Origin of the sequence: Enterovirga aerilata (assembly GCF_013044135.1) — a bacterium.
GTDB lineage: Bacteria > Pseudomonadota > Alphaproteobacteria > Rhizobiales > Beijerinckiaceae > Enterovirga > Enterovirga aerilata.
This window is the reverse complement of record NZ_JABEPP010000003.1, coordinates 334346-351268: the sequence shown is the minus strand read 5'-3', so window position 1 is coordinate 351268 and position 16923 is coordinate 334346. Positions and strand designations below refer to the sequence as shown.

Here is a 16923-nt window from a genome sequence, read left to right as displayed (position 1 = left end):
CTCTCCCCCCGATACTGCGCGTCCCGCCTTCGTCCACATGTGAGGTATAGGACGGGCCTCGAAGATAACATTACGTCATGGCATACCTTGAACATCGACCTAGCGGAACGCTCTATCAGTACTGCTCCCAGGAGGGATTTTTCGGGATAACACGCTCAAAACGTTTGTGGTTTTCGGATCTCGCGGAAGCGAACGACCCTCGCGAAATCGAGCTTGGGTTTGAGAAATTCATCGAAGCTCTGAAATCCGTTCGGCATGACGAATACAGCGGTGAGCGGGGCATTTTCCTATCTATTCTGGCCAGCAAGCTTGCTCCCTATCGGAAAAATATCCACGCATTCTGCGCGTGTTTCTCTCAGGCCCCAGATGAGCTTCCGATGTGGAGCGCCTATGCCTCGAGCTACACTGGGCTCGCTATAGGCTTCAGGCCGACTGCCCTGCTCGGCATTTCGGGGCGCGTTCAGAAGGTGAGGTACCTGAATGACAACACCGCCGCCGACTTCAGGCGGATGGTTTTAGACGTTGCACAGGATTTGGACCGAGCTCCGCCCGCGATCGATACAGACTATTGGATCCCGGCATCCGTCTCCGTATTCGCGGCTGTTACCGCGCTCAAACACCAGTCCTGGTCGTACGAGCGCGAAGTCAGGATGATCCACATCCAGACAAAGAAGCCAACTGAGGGCGTACCTACCGGCATGTTGCCTGACGGCACCGAGACGCACTGGACAGAACCTCTTGTACGTCAGGTAGATGGCCGTCCGATCTCGTACCTGGAGTTCCCGTTTGGTCAGTATAGAGACGGAGCTTACGATCCGCGAAGAGCCATCAAGGATGTAATTATCGGGCCGAAGTGCACGCTGACTGAGCTGGAAGTGCGAGACTGGCTCGAAAGATGCGGCTTCGAGGATGTTGTCGTGAGACAGTCAACCTGCGCCGTTCGGTAGCCCGGCCAGAAGCTCACCCGCCCACGATGAGAGATGATGGCGGGCTCTGAGCGGAGGGATGGCGACGGGACCAGATCGACGACGAAATGGAGCGCAGTTTTCACGGGCGGCCGGCGGGCTTTCGCACCGGCGCGCTCGTCTGCGGCGCCTCTGCCCTCTTTATGCTGGTCATCATTGTACCTTGTCTGGATCCCCTTCCCGCCTGCTGCGCAGGCGCCGGGGATGACAGGGAGCCCTTCCCGGCCCTTCGGGCCGCCGGGGATGACGGTGCGCCCCTTCCGCCTGCTGCGCGGGCGCGGTTGACAGGGAGCTTGCGTCGCGTCCGGCCTCGAACGACATTCGGGTCGTGGAACGCTATGCCGTCTACATCCTGGCCAGCCGGCGTAACGGCACGCTGTATATCGGCGTGACCAGTAGGCTCGCGGAGCGGATCGCGCAGCACAAGGCGCGTGCGGTGCGGGGGTTTACCCAGCAATACGGCGTGACGATCCTCGTGTACGTCGAGCGCTACGCGAGCATCTACGACGCCATCGCGCGCGAGAAGCAGCTCAAAGGCTGGAACAGGGCCTGGAAGATCAAGCTGATCGAGGCGGGCAATCCGAACTGGGACGAGCTCGATCCGACGGCGTGCTGAGGCTCACTGTCATTCCCGGCCGGAGGCGGCGGAGCCGCCGGAGGGGAAGGGAATCCAGGGGCGTCGTCCGCGGTGGGAGGTGTGCTGGATCCCCTTCCCGCCTGCTGCGCAGGCGCCGGGGATGACACCGAGCCCTTCCCGGGACCTGCACGCTACCGAAGAGGACGTGGTGCCGGCGTCTCCACTGTCATTCCCGGCCGGAGGCGGCGGAGCCGCCGGAGGGGAAGGGAATCCAGGGACGTTGTCCGTGTGGGAGGTGTGCTGGATCCCCTTCCCGGCCCTGCGGGCCGCCGGGGATGACAGGCGGCTTGACATTTCTAGGAATATAGTCTAGACCGGCTTCGTCCTCTTCGCCGAGGGGCGCTCTCGCGAGGCGTCAACAGAGCGGAAGAGCTTGAATGGGCCGGAATGGGCGAGAGCCCGAGCCGGCTGACGCGGCGCCTGCGGGCGGGTTTCGCGAACCCGCACTCGGGAAGCCGGACCAGCGCCGCCCTCCGGGTAATACGGCCCGGGCGCCAGTGCAGCATGGCTAGTGTTCTCTCGTCCGGCAACGGATGAGCGGGCGGAAGAGCGGCAGGTCCGGTCCAAAATCGCCGCCCGTGCCGGGGAAACCCGGACGCGGTACCCGTGTCTGGATCCCCTTCCCGGGCGCTCCGCGCCCGCCGGGGATGACGGGGGCGGGCATCGCGGGGACGCCGAAAGGCTCCTCTATAAAATTGATCGAGCGTTTCGGCGTCCCACGCCCCTCGACCAATTCACCCGCTCTTTGAACCGCCGAGACACCAGACCCCGGGCCGGGGAAGGACGGCGCGTGCCCGGATGAGGGGCGCGGCGCAAGCCGCTCCGCGAGAGGATGGGCGCCGCGGCCGAGCCGAGGACCGCCCCTCCACGGCTGCGCCCGCCTCGCAGGACGGCCGCCGGAACTCCGGCCGCGACCGCCCCGTTGAGGGCCGGACAGCCGCGATCCGAGCGGCGCATGGAGCTTTTCCGATGAAGACGACGCTTCTGATGGCCGCTTCCCTCGCGGCCGCACTTTCGACCGGCGCGCTGGCGCAGGGCACCATTCCGGGCGCGGCGCATGGCGCGGCGCAGGGCGCCGATACGGGCGCGGCGGTCGGCGGGCCGGTCGGCGGCGTGGTCGGCGGGGTCGTGGGCGGCGCGGTCGGCGCGGCGACCGGCACGGTCGGCGGCATCCTGGGCGTGGATACGCGGCCGCGCTTCCGCACCTATGTCGAGAGCCGCAACGTCCCCTCCTACCGCTACCGCGAGGAGGTCCGGGTCGGCACCGTGCTGCCGGCCGAGGGCGTGACCTATTACGAGGTCCCGGCCGAATACGGCGTGCGCGAGTACCGCTACACGGTGGTGAACGACCGCACCGTGCTGGTCGAGCCGCGCACCCGCCGCATCGTCGAGGTGATCGAGTAGCGGCCCCGTCCGGGCCGCCCGCTCAGGCGGCCCGGCGTTCCGCCTCCCGCACCCGCGGGGCGAGGTCGCGCAGCACGGCGAGCGTCGAGAGCACGTCCTCCCGGGTCGTCCAGGTCGAGCCGGCCTGGAAGCGGATCACGAAGCGGCCCGCATGGCTGGTCTGGGTCAGGTAGATGCGGCCATCCGCATTGACCGCCTCGAGGAGCCGGGCGTTCAGCCGGTCGCGCTCCTCCTCGGAGAGGCCCGCCGGCGCGTAGCGGAAGGTGAAGAGCGACAGGACCGGCCCGGTCGCCACCTCGAAATCCGGCTCGCGCGCGACGGCCTCGGCGAGCTCGCGCGACCAGGCGATATGGTCGCGGATCATGCCGCGCAGCCTCTCGACCCCGTAGGCGCGGATGACGAACCACAGCTTCAGCGCGCGGAAGCGCCGCCCGAGCGGCACCGACCATTCGTTGTAGTCGACGAAGCCCTCCTGCCCGAGCGTGCGCAGGAAGGGCGGGCGGATGCCGAGCGTGTCGGTGAGCGCCTTCGGGTCGCGCACGAAATGCGCCGAGCAGTCGAAATTCGTGAACAGCCACTTGTGCGGGTTGAACACGAAGCTGTCGGCCAGATCGGCCCCGCGCATGAGGTCGCGGTGCTCGGGGCAGATCATGGCCGAGCCCGCCCAGGCGGCGTCGACATGGAGGAAGATGCCGTGCGCCCGGGCGACGGAAGCGGCCGCCGCGATGTCGTCGCAGGCGCCGACCGAGGTGCCGCCGAGCGCGGCCACGATCGCGGCGGGCTTTAGCCCGGCGGCGATGTCGGCCTCCACCGCCTGGCGGAGCGCGGCCGGGTCCATGCCGTGCAGCGGGCCGGATGTCGGGATGCGGACGAGGTTCCTGTCGCCGAACCCGGCGATCCGGACCGCCTTGTCGACCGATGAATGGACCTGGGCGGAGGCGTAGACCCGAAGCGGCTTCTGGCCGAACAGGCCGTCGGAATTGCCGGTATGGCCGAGCGCCCGCTCCCGGGCGGTGAGCAGCGCCGCGAGCGTCGCGCTCGAGGCGGAATCCTGGATGACGCCCGAGAAGCCTTCCGGCAGGCCGATCATCGCGCGCAGCCAGTCGAGCATGCGGGTCTCGAGCTCGGTCGCGGCGGGCGAGGTCTGCCACAGCATGCATTGCGCCGCGATCGCGGCCGTGACCTGCTCGGCCAGGACCGAGGGCGGCGAGGCATTGGCCGGGAAATAGGCGAAGAAGCGCGGGTGCTGCCAATGCGTGATGCCCGGCATGATCACCCGGTCGAGATCGGCGAAGATCGCCTCCATGGGCTCGCCCGCCTCGGGCGGCGCGTCCGGGATCTGGCGGAAGACCTGCCCGGGCTCGACCGGCGCCCGGACCGGGCGCTCGCCGATGCCCGCCAGGTAATCCGCCGACCAATCTGCGGCGCGGTGCGACCAGCGCCGAAATTCTTCCCCGTCCAAGGCCCTGCTCCGGCTCGCGCGGCCGTCTGGCGGCGGCAGGCCGTGGTAGAGCGCCGGGCCGGGCCCGCCAAGCCGGCATCCCGCCGCGCGCATGGCCGGGCTGCCGCGAAACTGCACACGAAGGCGGCAGCCCCTGCTATAGTTCTCGCCTCCCCCGAATCGGTGCCGTGTCCGCCTCCCACCCGACCGCGCAGCGCGCCCCCGCAGAGATCGCAGCGCCCACCCTCGCCGACGAGCCCCTGCGCGGCATCCTGCTGGTGGCGGCCGCGATGGCGCTCTTCGCGGTCTCCGACGCCGTCTCGAAGCATCTCTCCGCCGCGCTGCCGGCCACCGAGATCGCCTGGCTGCGCTGGGTCGGCTTCGCGGCCATCATGGCGCCCTTCGTCCTGCGCGCGCCGCGCCGCATCCTGCGCTCGCGCGCGCCATGGCTGCAGGTGCTGCGCACGCTGGGCCTCCTCGGCTCGGCGCTCTTCTTCATCGCGGGACTTCGCTACCTGCCGCTCGCCAGCGCCTCGGCCATCGCGTTCGCGGCGCCGCTCATGGTAACGGCGCTCTCCATCCCGTTGCTGGGCGAGAAGGTCGGAGCGCGGCGCTGGGCGGCGGTCGCGGTCGGCCTCGTCGGCGTGCTCGTGGTCATCCGGCCCGGCAGCGGCACCTTCGGGCCAGCGGCGCTGCTCCCGCTTCTCTCGGCGGTGAGCTGGGCCTTCGGCATGATCGTCACCCGCAAGCTCGGCGGGCTCGATGCCGCCCCGACCACCATGGCCTATTCGGCGCTCGTCGGGCTCGCCGTCCTGACCCTCCTGGTCCCGGTCGGCTGGACGACCCCGACCCTGCCGCAGATCGGGCTGGCGGCCGGGATGGCGCTCGCCTCCACGGCGGCGCAGTTCCTGGTGGTCACGGCCTACCGCCTCGGCCGCGCCTCGGTGCTGGCGCCTGTCTCCTACAGCCAGCTCGTCTGGTCGGGGCTGCTCGGCTTCCTCGTGTTCGGCAACGTGCCGGACGCCTGGACGCTGCTCGGCGCGGCGATCATCATCGCAAGCGGGCTCTACACGGCGCATCGCGAGCGGATCGCCTACCGGACGAGGCGGGCGGAGACGGGCTGAGGCCGCCGGTCGGGACTTCCGGCAACACCCGTCCGAAACCATTCCGGGTCGGGCACGGGACCCTTGACCCGGCCGGGCCGGCATGGCGCACCATCGCGGCCGGCGCGGATTCCCGCGTCTTTCCGCCGGAGCGCCCGAATGACCATGCCGAGCCGCCGCTTCCTGCTTGCGGGACTGGCCGCTGCGGCGGGACCCGGCCTTGCCGGCTGCGTCGCGCCGGGCGGTCCCGCCGCCTCGCGGCCGCCCGTCAACGGCCTTGCGGCGACTCCCGGGGCGGAGGTTTTCGACTACGACCGCATCTACGCGGAGGTGAAGGGCGAGAAGTTCCCGGTCCCGGCCGTCGATTACAGCAAGCTGGATCGCGCCTTTCTCCGGCAGGAGGTCGCCTATACGGGCAAGGAGAAGCCCGGGACGGTGGTCGTCGATCCGAAGGCGCGCTTCCTCTACCATGTCGGCGAGAACGGCCGGGCCCGCCGCTACGGCGTGGGGGTCGGCAAGGAAGGTTTCGGCTGGTCGGGCGTGGCGGACGTCCGATCCAAGCAGGAATGGCCGGACTGGTACCCGCCCCCGGAGATGATCAAGCGGCGGCCCGACATCAAGCCGCAGCTCACCAAGCTCCCGAGCGGCATCGGCATGAAGGGCGGGCCGGGCAATCCGGTCGGCGCCCGCGCCCTCTATCTCTGGCAGGGCAACAAGGACACGCTGTACCGCATCCACGGCACGATCGAGCCGGAGACGATCGGCACATCGGTCTCGTCGGGCTGCATCCGCATGATCAACCAGGACGCGATCGACCTCTACGCGCGCGTTCCGGTCGGCACGAAAGTCGTGGTCCTGGCGTGACGGCGCAAGCATAGCGCGCGGCAGGACCACGCTGGGCCGGCAGGTTGCCCGCTCGGCCGGACGCTGCCCGCCTCGGCCTGCTGATCGCGTTCTAATCCGGGATCGTGGAGCGCTTCGGGCCTGTCCGTCGGCCCGTTCGGCGGCCCGCACCGAACTCCTCCGGCGCGCGGGCGTTGAATCCTGCCCAACCAGCAGGGAGAGAACCATGGATCAGCAGCAGGGCTGGACGGTGGAGGCGGTGCAGAAGCTCACCGAGATGGCGCGCGAACGCGTCCCGGTCGCGGCCATGAGCCTGGCGCTGAAACGGCCGATCGAGGCCGTGCGGGCGAAGCTGAGCGAACTCGGGATCACCCCCGTCGAGAGCTGACGGCCGATCCCACCGCATGAGATGGCCGGATGCCCCGGCCATCGACTCGATCGCGCCGGGGCAGCGGCAGGCGCTACTTCTTCGTGGTCGTCCCCTTGGTGGAAGGATTTGCCGCGATCGTCTTCGGCACCTCCTTCTTCGGCTTCTTGGCCTCCTTGTTCGACCGCATCTGACCTTTTGCCATGGCTGGCGCTCTCCTCTGCGGCCGAAGGGCCGGCCGCAGAAACGTAGCCCTTTCGGCTGAGAGCACAAACGAAAAGGGCCGGCTTGCACCGGCCCTTCCGTTTTGTCTGGATCCTCGGATCGAGCCCGAGGATGACAGAGCGCGGGGCTTAGAAGTCCATCCCGCCCATGCCGCCCATGCCGCCGCCGCCAGGCATCGCAGGGGTCTCCTTCTTGGGAGCCTCGGCGACCATGGCCTCGGTGGTCACGAGCAGGCCGGCGACGGAAGCCGCGTCCTGCAGAGCCGCACGGACGACCTTCGCCGGGTCGACGATGCCGGCCTGGAGCATGTCGACGAACTCCTCGGTCTGCGCGTTGAAGCCGAAGGTCTGCGACGAGTTCTCGAGGATCTTGCCGACGACGATCGAGCCTTCCACGCCCGCGTTCTGGGCGATCTGGCGGACAGGAGCCTCGATGGCCTTGAGGACGATGTCGATACCGGCCTGGACCTCGGGGTTGTCCGACTTCAGGCCAGCGGCCGCCTTCTTGGCCAGCAGCAGAGCGACGCCGCCGCCCGGCACGATGCCTTCCTCGACCGCCGCGCGGGTGGCGTGGAGGGCGTCGTCGACGCGGTCCTTCTTCTCCTTCACCTCGACCTCGGTCGAGCCGCCGACGCGGATCACCGCGACGCCGCCCGCGAGCTTGGCCAGGCGCTCCTGGAGCTTCTCACGGTCGTAGTCCGAGGTGGTCTCCTCGATCTGCGCCTTGATCTGCGCCACGCGAGCCTCGATGGCCTGCTTGTCGCCGGCGCCGTCGATGATCGTGGTGTTCTCCTTCTCGATGCGGACGCGCTTGGCCCGGCCGAGCATGTTGAGCGTGACGTTCTCGAGCTTGATGCCGAGGTCTTCGGAGATCGTCTGACCGGCGGTCAGGATCGCGATGTCCTCCAGCATGGCCTTGCGGCGATCGCCGAAGCCCGGCGCCTTCACGGCCGCGACCTTGAGGCCGCCGCGGAGCTTGTTGACGACGAGGGTGGCGAGCGCCTCGCCCTCGATGTCCTCGGCCACGATCAGCAGCGGCTTGCCGGTCTGCACGACGGCCTCGAGGACCGGGAGCATCGGCTGAAGGGAGGAGAGCTTCTTCTCGTGGATGAGGATGTAGGGATCCTCGAGCTCGGCGACCATCTTCTCCGCATTCGTGATGAAGTACGGGGAGAGGTAGCCGCGGTCGAACTGCATGCCCTCGACGACGTCGAGCTCGGTCTCGGCGGTCTTCGCCTCCTCGACCGTGATGACGCCCTCGTTGCCGACCTTCTGCATCGCCTGGGCGATCATCTCGCCGATCGACTTGTCGCCGTTGGCCGAGATCGTGCCGACCTGGGCGACTTCCTCGGAGGAGGCGACCTTCTTGGCGCGGCCCTTGATGTCCTTCACGACCGCCTCGACCGCGAGGTCGATGCCGCGCTTCAGGTCCATCGGGTTCATGCCGGCCGCGACGCGCTTGGCGCCCTCGCGGACGATCGCCTGGGCGAGAACCGTGGCCGTCGTGGTGCCGTCGCCCGCCACGTCGTTGGTCTTCGACGCGACCTCGCGCACCATCTGCGCGCCCATGTTCTCGAACTTGTCGGCGAGTTCGATCTCCTTGGCGACCGTGACGCCGTCCTTCGTGATGCGCGGGGCACCGAAGGACTTCTCGATCACGACGTTGCGGCCCTTCGGGCCGAGCGTGACCTTCACCGCATCGGCCAGGATGTCGACGCCGCGCAGCATCTTCTCGCGCGCGTCAGACGAGAAACGTACGTCTTTAGCAGCCATGTGAATTCCTCACGTGAATGATCTGAGAGGGGAGCGTCGGCGCTTACGCGGCCTTCGCGAGCCTGGAGCCCTCGATGATGCCCATGATGTCGGACTCCTTCATGATGAGGAGTTCCTGGCCATCGATCTTCACCTCGGTACCGGACCACTTGCCGAAGAGCACGCGATCGCCGGCCTTGACGTCGAGCGGCTGGACCTTGCCGTTCTCGTCGCGGGCGCCGGGGCCGACGGCGATGACCTCGCCCTCCTGCGGCTTCTCCTTGGCGGTATCGGGGATGATGATGCCGCCCTTCGTCTTCTCTTCGCTTTCGATGCGACGAACGACGACGCGGTCGTGCAGCGGCCGGAAGTTCATGCGAGACCTCACGATGTCGATTGGTGCGGCGGAGCCGCCTTGGGCCTTGATTTAGCACTCTCAATCCGGGAGTGCCAAGGCTGACGGGGAGATAGGCCGGGGCCGATCTCCCGTCAAGGCGGGTTGCGGACATTTTCGCGCCGAGCGCGGAACTTTCCTCTCAGCGGGCTTGTGGGGCCGATCCCGGGGAAGCGCAACCGGCTCGGAGCCCGAGATTGGGCCCGAAGAACCAGCGGAGCCATCTCCCGAGATCGCTTTCTCGTGCCGACTCAGCACGTTAACCACGTACTCTGATGTCGGCTGGGATCACACCAATCCGGCCGCCCCGACCACGGCGGCGGCGCCGAAGAACCAGAGCGGGTTCAGGCGGGTGAGATACGAGACGAGCGCCGTGCCGCCGGCAACCGCCATGCTGACCCAGCCGGTATCCGCCGCCCGGGCGAGCAGGAAGGCGGAGGCCGCGATGAGCCCGACCGTGACGGCCGAGAGCCCGTTCTGGACCGGGCGGCGCCAGAGCGCGTCGCGGAAGCGGTCCCAGAGGTGGAACACGACATAGACCAGGATGCTGGTCGGTCCGACGAGCGCCACGGTGGCGAGGAGCGCGCCGACGACGCCCGCGACGTGCCAGCCGACCAGCGTGACGAGCAGCATGTTCGGGCCCGGCGCCGCATTGGCGATCGCAAACAGCGCGGCGAACTCGCCGTTCGTCATCCAGCGCTCCACTTCCACGACCTGCCGGTGGATCTCCGGGACGGCGGCGTTGACGCCGCCGATCGCCAGGAAGGCGATGACGAAGAAGCGCCAGGCGAGCGTCGCGAGAGCGGCCGCGCTCACCTCAGCCTCCAATGCGCCGCGATCGAAAGCGGGGCGAGGACGACGAGAACGGGCCAGAGCGGCAGCCGCAACAGCGCCACCGCCACGAAGGTGAGCGCGATGAACGGCGCCGCCGGCCAGAAGCGCCGCTGGAGGATGGGTGCGGCCATCTTTCCCGCCATGCCGAGGATGAGGCCGGCGGCCGCGGCGGCCATGCCGGCGAGGGCTCCCTGGACGACGGGCACGTCGGCGAAGCCGGAATAGAAGGCCGCCAGCACGAGCACGACCGCGACCGGGAGCCCGATGATGCCGAGCACGGCCGCGAGCGCACCCGCGATGCCGTGGAACCGCGCCCCGATCGCGACCGACATGTTGACGATGTTCGGCCCGGGCAGGAGCTGCGCCAGCGCCAGCGTGTCCGTGAACTCGTCCGGCGTGAGCCAGCGATAGCGCTCGACCATCACGTAGCGCGCCCAGGGAAGGACACCGCCGAACGCGAAGGCCGAGATGCGGGCGCAGCCGAGGAACAGCTCGGAGAGGCTCGGCCCGGCAGCCTCGCGTGCGCTGGGCATCGGGGGCGCGGCGGGACTGCTCATGCGGGCGGTCTAGCGCAGCACGAACCGGCAGGACAGCGTTTCAGGCGCGGCGCCGGGACCCGGCGAAGGCGCCGGCGAGGATCAGGACGGCTCCCGTCACGGCCCAGAGGGTCGGCACCTCGGCGAAGGCGAAGAACCCGATCAGCACCGCCCAGACGAGCGCCGTGTAGTCGAGCGGCGCGAGCCGGATCGCCTCCGCGCCCGCATAGGCGCGCGCCAGACAGAGATGACCTGCGACCCCAAGGGCGCCGACGAGCGCCAGCCGCGCCGCCTCTCCGGCGTTCGGCATGCGCCAGAACAGCCAGGCCGGGACCGCCAGCATGAGTGCCGGAGCGACGTTCTGGATGAGGACGATCAGGATGACGGGATCGCGCTGCGCGCGAGCCCGAAGCAGCACGTTGGATGCCGAATAGGTCAGTGCCGAGACGAGCACGGCCGCGACGCCCCATAGGGAATGCGCTCGCGTCGCCCCCGAAGCGCCCTCCCCCCAGGCCCCCTGGCTGCCCAGCACGATCACGAGGACCCCGCCGAACCCCGCCGCGATGGCCAGGAGGATGCGCGCGCTGAGCCGCTCGCCGAGCAGCAGCACGGCAAGCAGCGCCGTGAAGAGCGGGGAGACGAAGGACAGGATGAGCGCCTCCGCGAGCGGCAGCACGCCGAGCCCGTAGAAGAAGCAGGTCGCCGTCACGACCACGAGGACCGCTCGGAGTGCATTGGCCCTGACCGTGTCCGGGCGCGGCCAGCCGGGTTGCTGGATCGCGGCGATCGCGGCCATCACGCAGGAGCCGACGACGTAGCGCAGGAACGCGACCTCGACGACCGGCAGCGTCGCGACCAGCCCCTTGATCAGCGCGTCCATGATCGAAAGCAGCGCGATGCCGGCGAGGCATTCGAGTATCGGGCGGCTCACGTCCCCTCCCCCGGGGAACCTGGCTGTTGTGGGATGAAGGGGCGCTGCACCGATGGCGCCGCCCGGAAGCGCGGCTCTATGCGACGCCGGCGCGGAGCAGGTCGTGGAGATGCAGGATCCCGATCGGCCGGCGGCCCTCCACGACGAAAATCGTGGTGATCCGCATGCGGTTCATCATCTCGAGCGCCGCGCTCGCCAGGAACTTCGGCCCGACGGTGATCGGGTCCGGCGTCATCACGGCCTCGACATTCTGCGTCAGCAGCACGTCGCTCATGTGGCGACGCAGATCGCCGTCGGTGACGATGCCGACGAGTTCCCCGTCGCGGCCGATCACGCCGACGCAACCGAACCGCTTGCCCGCGATCACCAGGAGCACGTCCGACATGCCGGTGCCGCGCGGCACGAGCGGCATCTCGTCCCCGCCATGCATGATCTGGTCGACGCTCTTGAGCCTCGCGGCGAGGGTGCCCCCCGGGTGGAAAACCTCGAAATCGCTCGCCGTGAAGCCGCGGCTGTCGAGAAGGGCCATCGCGAGCGCATCCCCGATCGCGAGCTGCATCAGGCTCGAGGTCGTGGGCGCGAGATCGTGCGGGCAGGCCTCCTTCACCCGCGGCAGCGCCAGGATGATGTCGGCCGCCTGCCCGAGCGTGCTGCCCGGACGGGAGGTCACCGCGATGAGACCCACCGAGAAGCGTCGCGAATACTCGATGAGGTCTCCGAGCTCCGCCGTCTCGCCCGACCAGGACAGGGCGAGGATCACGTCGTCCGACGTGATCATGCCGAGATCGCCGTGGCTCGCCTCCGTCGCATGGACGAAATAGGCCGGGGTGCCGGTCGAGGCGAGCGTTGCCGCGATCTTGCGGCCGATATGGCCGCTCTTGCCGATCCCGGAGACGATCAGGCGCCCGCTCGTCCGGCGGATCAGGGCGACCGCGGCATCGAAGCTCGCCCCGAGATCGCCGACGAGGGCGTCCGCGAGCGAGTGCAGGCCTGCGATCTCGAGCTGCAGGGTGCGCAGCCCGGCCGAGCGGGCGCGCGAATCGGCATCGTCATTCGCCGCAGCCGCTTGGGCGGCCTTGTTCTCTGAGACGAGCATGGAAGGTCCGGCGCTCTGATGTGAGCAGGCCTTAGACCCCAGCCTTATGGCCTAAGCAAGTCTCGCGCGGAAGTTGCGATAGCGCTGATCTCAGCCGATCGCCCAGCGCACCAGGGCCAGGACAGACCAGCCGAGAGCGGCAACCCAGGCGAGAGTCGCAGCGAGGCCCGCCACGACCAGTGCGATCGCGCCCCGCTCTGCCAGCCACCCCAGGAAGTCGCGCCACCGATGTCCATCCTCGAGGCGGCCGTGCAGCTTCGGCACGGTTGCGACGCTTCGTGGCTCGATCTGCACCATGACTGTCCCGCTTTGCGACGCCCCGGCCGCCCAGGCGGCCCTCTCGACGACCGCTCTGCAAGGACCGGGCAGCGGCATGTCTCGGCGCAGCAGTCCCGAGAGCGAACGGGATGCCTGCTACGGATCGGTCAGAGCGTCGGCGCCTTTCCCATCTGCTCGGGGGAGGAGAAGGGCCGGTCGACCTCCACCTCTCGGCGGCGGAGCGCGTGCCACGCGCCCTCGGGATCGTTCGCAAAGGTGAAGATGTGCAGGTCGCGCCTGGCGATCATGCCGAGTTCGACCAGGCGCTCGAAATTCACCACCGAGCGCCAGTAATCCTCGTCATAGAGGATGATGGGGATCGGCGGCGCCTTGCCGGTCTGCTTGAGCGTCAGGATCTCGAACAGCTCGTCGAAGGTCCCGAACCCGCCCGGGAACACGACGAGCGCGTTGGCGCGCATCGCGAGATGCATCTTGCGCATCGCGAAGTAGTGGAACCGGAAGGTGAGATCCGGGGTGGAATAGGCGTTCGGCTCCTGCTCGTGCGGCAGGGTGATGTTGAAGCCGATGGAGGGTGCGCCCGCGTCGTGCGCGCCGCGGTTCGCCGCCTCCATGATGCCTGGCCCGCCGCCTGTCGCGATGACGTTGTCGCGCATGCCCCCATCCGGCTCGAGCGCCCCGCCCCGTTCCGAGACGATCCGCCCGAAGGTGCGCGCGGCATTGTACCAGCCGGCCTGCAGCGGCGGGCCGTCCTCGCGGACCCTCGCGCCGCCGAAGACGACCACGGTGGAACGCACGCCCCAGGCGCGCAGCGCCTCCTCGGCCTTGGCATATTCGATCAGGAACCGGACCCCGCGCATGGAATCGCCCAGGAGGAAGTCCTGATCCAGGATCGGCAGGCGATAGGACGCGGAGGCGAGCTGGGCCCGGTTGTCGGGCTTGGGACGGGCTGGCGGGTTCATGCGTCCTCATAGACCCGGGCCGCACCCGCCTGAAGGGCCGCTCAGCCGGACGGGCCGTCCGCCTCCTTCCGGTCCCCCTTTCCGAGATCCGTGCCTTGCGTGACGCCGGTTCCCTCCTTGACCTGCGTCTCGGCTCCCGGAGGGGGCGGGCCGATCCCGGTCGGGTCGCTGTTCTCCGGCCCAGACTTGTCCGGGTCCGGTCGCCGCTGCCGATCCTCGTCCGCCATGCTGCGTCTCCGTCGATCCGTCGGGCTCGTCTGCCCGCCCGGACGGAACCGGACCGGCAGGGTCCGGTTCCAGCGTCATCGGAACAGGTCCGGGGCACGGGCCGTTCCCCTCGGAGACGGAGAACCGAGATGCAGGAGCGCAGCAGGCGAGCCAGTTACCTCCTGGCCGGGCTGGCCGCGATCGTCGTGATCGCCGGCGCGATCGGCTACCAGATGACGCAGCAGGGCCAGCCTACGCCGACGACGGAGAGCGCGGCTACGGCGGACCAGAAGCCCCGCTGAGCCGGCCAGGAGTTGCCAGGAGACCGCCATGTCCTTTCCGCCCGGCGAGATGCCGGCCACCAACACGATCAGGCGCATCGATGCGCCGCCGGAGAGCTCCCATCCGACGAGCGCCCAGCTCAAGGGCGACATCGACAGCGGCCGGACGGGCGACAAGGTCGGCGCCTACGATCCGGGCCTCTCGCCTCTCGGCACCGATGACGAGGCGGCCGGCACGAGCCCAGAGCCGCACCGGGTGAAACTGGCGCGCCAGTTCGAGCGCGTGCGGCGCTGGGCCAAGGGCTCGCGCCCCTCAGGGACGAGCCACGATACGCCGAGCCAGGCCGGCTACCTCTTCCTCGGCCTGACTGCGGCGATCGCGCTGGTGCTCCTCGTCGGCATCGCGGCGACCTGACGGGGCTCAGCGGGGCGCGGGCAGCTCGACGAGGTTGATCGGCGCGCCGGTCTCGAAGGCGAGGATCTGGTCGATCGCCGTGCCGAACAGCGCCTCGTAGGTCTCCCGCGCCACATAGCCAAGATGTGGCGTGCAGAGCGCGTTCGGCATCCCGATCAGCGGATCGGAGGCGCCGAGCACCGGCTCGTCGTCGAAGACGTCGACCGCGGCGCGTCCCGGCCGGCCGGCCAGGAGCGCTGCGGCGAGCGCCCCCTCCTCGATGATCGGCGCCCGGCTGGTATTCACCAGAAGCGCGTCGGGCTTCATGTGGGCGAGATCCGCGGCCGTGATGACGCCCCGCGTCTCGGGCGTCAGGAGCACGTGCAGGCAGATCACGTCGCAGACGGAGAAGAAGGCGGCCCGGCTGGACGGCACCTCGTAGCCCGCCTCCCTGGCGCGCGCGAGCGAGCCCTCGCGCCCGAAGCAGAGCACGCGCATGCCGAAGGCGCGGCCATAGCCGGCGACGATGCTGCCGATCCGGCCGAAGCCGTAGATGCCGAGGATCTTGCCCCTGAGCCGCGTACCGAGGGTGGACTGCCAGCGGCCGGCCTTCAAGTTCCCGACCTCTTCCGGGATGTGCCTGAGGGCGGCGAGCACGAGGCCCCAGGTGAGCTCGGCCGTCACGCTCGGATCCCCCGCTCCGCCGGCCGAGACCGTGACGCCCTGCCTCCGGCACGCCGCGAGATCGAGGTGGTAGGTGTTGCGGCCGGTCTGGCTGATGAATTTCAGGTTCGACAGCCGCGAGATCACGGCGTCCGGGAGCGGCGAGCGCTGCTGGATCAGCACGATCGCGTCGAACGGCGCGAGCCGGGCGGCAAGCTCGTCCGGATCCTTGACGGTGTCCGTGAAGGCCGTCACCTCGTGCGCGGCGAGCGCCTGGAAGTTCGGATGTCGGCGGAACGCGTCCTGGTAGTCGTCGAGGACCGCGATGCGCATGGGTGTTTCCTCCGGCAGGCGCCTGCCCCGCCGTCACCCTCTCCTAAGCGGCGCCCGGCAGCCTCTCAATTGTTCGCCTGGATGAAATTGCGCAGAAGCGGGTAGACCTGCCCCTCCCATTTCCGCCCCGAGAACACGCCGTAATGGCCCACGCCGGCCTGGAGATGGTGCCGCTTCATGTAGGGCCTGAGCCCCGAGCAGAGATCGTGCGCCGCGACCGTCTGGCCGACGGAGCAGATGTCGTCCCGCTCGCCTTCGACCGTCATCAGCGCCGTGCGCCGGATCGACCGCATATCGAGAATGCGCCCGCGATACGGGAGCTTGTTCTGCGCCAGCAGATTCTTCTGGAAAACCCGCTCGACGGTCTCGAGGTAGAACTCCGCCGCGAGGTCGAGCACGGCGAAATACTCGTCGTAGAAGGTCTTGATCTGCAGCGCCTTCACGGTCTCGCCGCGAACGAGGTGCCAGAACAGGTCGAGGTGCCCCTTCATGTGCCTGTCGGCGTTCATGGACATGAAGGCGAAGAGCTGCACGAAGCCGGGATAGACCCGCCTCCCCGCCCCGGCATACCGCGCCGGGACCGTCGCGATGAGGTTCCGCTCGAACCAGGCTATGGGGCGCCCCGTCGCGAGCTCGTTCACCATGGTCGGGTTGACGCTGATATCGACCGGCCCGGCCATCAGCGTGATGGAGGCGGGAGATGCCGGGTTCTTCGTCTCGGCCATGAGGGCGGCGGCGGCCAGCGCCTGCACGGCCGGCTGGCATACGGCGACCACGTGGCTTCCCGGCCCCATCGACTCCACGAACCCGACCAGGTGATCGACATACTCGTCGAAGCCGAAGCGTCCCTCGGGCAGCGGGACGTCGCGCGCGTTCGTCCAGTCCGTGATGTAGACGTCGTGATCGGCCAGGAGCGTCCGGACGGTGTGGCGCAGAAGCGTCGCGAAATGCCCCGAGAGCGGCGCCACGACGAGCACGCGGGGCTGCGGCTGGTCGAGATCCTTGCGGAAATGCGTGAGGGTGCCGAACGGCGTCCGATGGGCCGGCTCCTCGGTGACGGGCACGTCGCGGTTGCCGACCGTGACCGTGTCGATGCCGTAGCCGGGCCGGCGGTGGGTCAGCCCGGCCCGCATCATCATCTCGCCGGCCGCCGTGAACCAGGTCGCCGGCTCGCGGTAGCCGGCCTCGGTCCAGGGCGACCAGGCGTGGTGCACCGCGCGGCCCCATGTCCGAAGCCTGTCCGCGGCGTCCGACCCGATGTCGTAGGCCTCGTAGAGCAC

At 69.2% G+C, this 16923-nt stretch carries 20 protein-coding genes; 8 read left to right on the top strand and 12 right to left on the bottom strand.

Annotated elements, in window-relative coordinates:
- Window positions 1–77 precede the first annotated feature (77 nt).
- The 3 genes from HJG44_RS11760 to HJG44_RS11750 all read left to right on the top strand — a co-directional run bounded on the left by HJG44_RS11760 (window position 78) and on the right by HJG44_RS11750 (window position 3006).
- Window positions 78–947 (top strand): DUF2971 domain-containing protein, encoded by an 870-nt coding sequence (locus HJG44_RS11760; RefSeq protein WP_171218553.1) that lies wholly within the window; start codon window positions 78–80, stop codon window positions 945–947.
- Window positions 948–1293: 346 nt separating this feature from the next.
- A complete protein-coding gene (locus tag HJG44_RS11755; protein ID WP_346767149.1) occupies window positions 1294–1581 on the top strand; it encodes a GIY-YIG nuclease family protein in 288 nt (95 codons plus the stop codon).
- 990 nt (window positions 1582–2571) lie between these two features.
- Window positions 2572–3006: a DUF1236 domain-containing protein gene (locus tag HJG44_RS11750; RefSeq protein ID WP_171218552.1), complete on the top strand. Its 435-nt coding sequence runs from the start codon at window positions 2572–2574 to the stop codon at window positions 3004–3006.
- Window positions 3007–3028: 22 nt separating this feature from the next.
- On the opposite strand, the gene HJG44_RS11745 is transcribed toward HJG44_RS11750, so the two are convergent.
- Window positions 3029–4468: a pyridoxal phosphate-dependent decarboxylase family protein gene (locus tag HJG44_RS11745; protein WP_171218551.1), complete on the bottom strand. Its 1440-nt coding sequence runs from the start codon at window positions 4466–4468 to the stop codon at window positions 3029–3031.
- A 167-nt stretch (window positions 4469–4635) separates the two neighbouring features.
- Here HJG44_RS11745 and HJG44_RS11740 point away from each other — a divergent pair, with 167 nt between their 5' ends.
- The 3 genes from HJG44_RS11740 to HJG44_RS11730 all read left to right on the top strand — a co-directional run bounded on the left by HJG44_RS11740 (window position 4636) and on the right by HJG44_RS11730 (window position 6781).
- Window positions 4636–5571: a DMT family transporter gene (locus HJG44_RS11740; protein ID WP_346767148.1), complete on the top strand. Its 936-nt coding sequence runs from the start codon at window positions 4636–4638 to the stop codon at window positions 5569–5571.
- A gap of 144 nt (window positions 5572–5715) precedes the next feature.
- Entirely contained in the window at window positions 5716–6414 is a 699-nt protein-coding gene (locus tag HJG44_RS11735) for a L,D-transpeptidase (protein WP_171218970.1), read from the top strand.
- A 205-nt stretch (window positions 6415–6619) separates the two neighbouring features.
- A complete protein-coding gene (locus HJG44_RS11730; RefSeq protein ID WP_171218550.1) occupies window positions 6620–6781 on the top strand; it encodes a hypothetical protein in 162 nt (53 codons plus the stop codon).
- A gap of 332 nt (window positions 6782–7113) precedes the next feature.
- On the opposite strand, the gene groL is transcribed toward HJG44_RS11730, so the two are convergent.
- The 9 genes from groL to HJG44_RS11685 all read right to left on the bottom strand — a co-directional run bounded on the left by groL (window position 7114) and on the right by HJG44_RS11685 (window position 13992).
- Window positions 7114–8757 (bottom strand): chaperonin GroEL, encoded by a 1644-nt coding sequence (groL, locus tag HJG44_RS11725; protein WP_171218549.1) that lies wholly within the window; start codon window positions 8755–8757, stop codon window positions 7114–7116.
- A 43-nt stretch (window positions 8758–8800) separates the two neighbouring features.
- On the bottom strand, window positions 8801–9112 hold the full coding sequence (gene groES / locus HJG44_RS11720; RefSeq protein ID WP_171218548.1) for a co-chaperone GroES: 312 nt from the start codon (window positions 9110–9112) through the stop codon (window positions 8801–8803).
- Between the two features lie 306 nt (window positions 9113–9418).
- The gene (locus HJG44_RS11715; protein ID WP_171218547.1) at window positions 9419–9946 is read right to left on the bottom strand and encodes a chromate transporter; all 528 of its coding nucleotides are present in this window, start codon (window positions 9944–9946) and stop codon (window positions 9419–9421) included.
- Complete coding sequence (locus HJG44_RS11710) at window positions 9943–10497, bottom strand: chromate transporter (RefSeq protein WP_210261065.1); 555 nt, start codon at window positions 10495–10497, stop codon at window positions 9943–9945. The genes HJG44_RS11715 and HJG44_RS11710 overlap by 4 nt, the downstream gene beginning before the upstream one ends.
- 64 nt (window positions 10498–10561) lie before the next feature.
- A complete protein-coding gene (locus tag HJG44_RS24220; RefSeq protein WP_346767147.1) occupies window positions 10562–11431 on the bottom strand; it encodes a DMT family transporter in 870 nt (289 codons plus the stop codon).
- Window positions 11432–11507: 76 nt separating this feature from the next.
- Window positions 11508–12527: a KpsF/GutQ family sugar-phosphate isomerase gene (locus HJG44_RS11700; protein ID WP_171218545.1), complete on the bottom strand. Its 1020-nt coding sequence runs from the start codon at window positions 12525–12527 to the stop codon at window positions 11508–11510.
- Between the two features lie 90 nt (window positions 12528–12617).
- A complete protein-coding gene (locus HJG44_RS11695; RefSeq protein WP_171218544.1) occupies window positions 12618–12824 on the bottom strand; it encodes a hypothetical protein in 207 nt (68 codons plus the stop codon).
- Between the two features lie 128 nt (window positions 12825–12952).
- Window positions 12953–13765: an LOG family protein gene (locus HJG44_RS11690; RefSeq protein WP_171218543.1), complete on the bottom strand. Its 813-nt coding sequence runs from the start codon at window positions 13763–13765 to the stop codon at window positions 12953–12955.
- 41 nt (window positions 13766–13806) lie between these two features.
- Window positions 13807–13992, bottom strand: coding sequence for a hypothetical protein (locus tag HJG44_RS11685; protein WP_171218542.1), 186 nt, complete (start codon window positions 13990–13992; stop codon window positions 13807–13809).
- Window positions 13993–14121: 129 nt separating this feature from the next.
- On the opposite strand from HJG44_RS11685, the gene HJG44_RS11680 reads away from it, so the two are divergent.
- Together HJG44_RS11680 and HJG44_RS11675 are read left to right on the top strand one after the other, a co-directional pair.
- Window positions 14122–14274, top strand: coding sequence for a hypothetical protein (locus tag HJG44_RS11680; protein WP_171218541.1), 153 nt, complete (start codon window positions 14122–14124; stop codon window positions 14272–14274).
- Window positions 14275–14302: 28 nt separating this feature from the next.
- Window positions 14303–14668: a hypothetical protein gene (locus HJG44_RS11675; RefSeq protein WP_171218540.1), complete on the top strand. Its 366-nt coding sequence runs from the start codon at window positions 14303–14305 to the stop codon at window positions 14666–14668.
- A 6-nt stretch (window positions 14669–14674) separates the two neighbouring features.
- On the opposite strand, the gene HJG44_RS11670 is transcribed toward HJG44_RS11675, so the two are convergent.
- Both HJG44_RS11670 and HJG44_RS11665 read right to left on the bottom strand, forming a co-directional pair.
- Entirely contained in the window at window positions 14675–15643 is a 969-nt protein-coding gene (locus tag HJG44_RS11670; RefSeq protein ID WP_171218539.1) for a D-2-hydroxyacid dehydrogenase family protein, read from the bottom strand.
- A gap of 65 nt (window positions 15644–15708) precedes the next feature.
- A complete protein-coding gene (locus HJG44_RS11665; protein ID WP_171218538.1) occupies window positions 15709–16923 on the bottom strand; it encodes a polyhydroxyalkanoate depolymerase in 1215 nt (404 codons plus the stop codon).

Bases quoted from the DNA above. Each gene is read 5' to 3' on its own strand.
- HJG44_RS11760 (WP_171218553.1), top strand. From the start codon at position 78: ATGGCATACCTTGAACATCGACCTAGCGGAACGCTCTATCAGTACTGC.
- HJG44_RS11750 (WP_171218552.1), top strand. From the start codon at position 2,572: ATGAAGACGACGCTTCTGATGGCCGCTTCCCTCGCGGCCGCACTTTCG.
- HJG44_RS11735 (WP_171218970.1), top strand. From the start codon at position 5,716: ATGCCGAGCCGCCGCTTCCTGCTTGCGGGACTGGCCGCTGCGGCGGGA.
- HJG44_RS11730 (WP_171218550.1), top strand. From the start codon at position 6,620: ATGGATCAGCAGCAGGGCTGGACGGTGGAGGCGGTGCAGAAGCTCACC.
- groL (WP_171218549.1), bottom strand. From the start codon at position 8,757: ATGGCTGCTAAAGACGTACGTTTCTCGTCTGACGCGCGCGAGAAGATG.
- groES (WP_171218548.1), bottom strand. From the start codon at position 9,112: ATGAACTTCCGGCCGCTGCACGACCGCGTCGTCGTTCGTCGCATCGAA.
- HJG44_RS11710 (WP_210261065.1), bottom strand. From the start codon at position 10,497: ATGCCCAGCGCACGCGAGGCTGCCGGGCCGAGCCTCTCCGAGCTGTTC.
- HJG44_RS11700 (WP_171218545.1), bottom strand. From the start codon at position 12,527: ATGCTCGTCTCAGAGAACAAGGCCGCCCAAGCGGCTGCGGCGAATGAC.
- HJG44_RS11695 (WP_171218544.1), bottom strand. From the start codon at position 12,824: ATGGTGCAGATCGAGCCACGAAGCGTCGCAACCGTGCCGAAGCTGCAC.
- HJG44_RS11690 (WP_171218543.1), bottom strand. From the start codon at position 13,765: ATGAACCCGCCAGCCCGTCCCAAGCCCGACAACCGGGCCCAGCTCGCC.
- HJG44_RS11685 (WP_171218542.1), bottom strand. From the start codon at position 13,992: ATGGCGGACGAGGATCGGCAGCGGCGACCGGACCCGGACAAGTCTGGG.
- HJG44_RS11680 (WP_171218541.1), top strand. From the start codon at position 14,122: ATGCAGGAGCGCAGCAGGCGAGCCAGTTACCTCCTGGCCGGGCTGGCC.
- HJG44_RS11675 (WP_171218540.1), top strand. From the start codon at position 14,303: ATGTCCTTTCCGCCCGGCGAGATGCCGGCCACCAACACGATCAGGCGC.
- HJG44_RS11670 (WP_171218539.1), bottom strand. From the start codon at position 15,643: ATGCGCATCGCGGTCCTCGACGACTACCAGGACGCGTTCCGCCGACAT.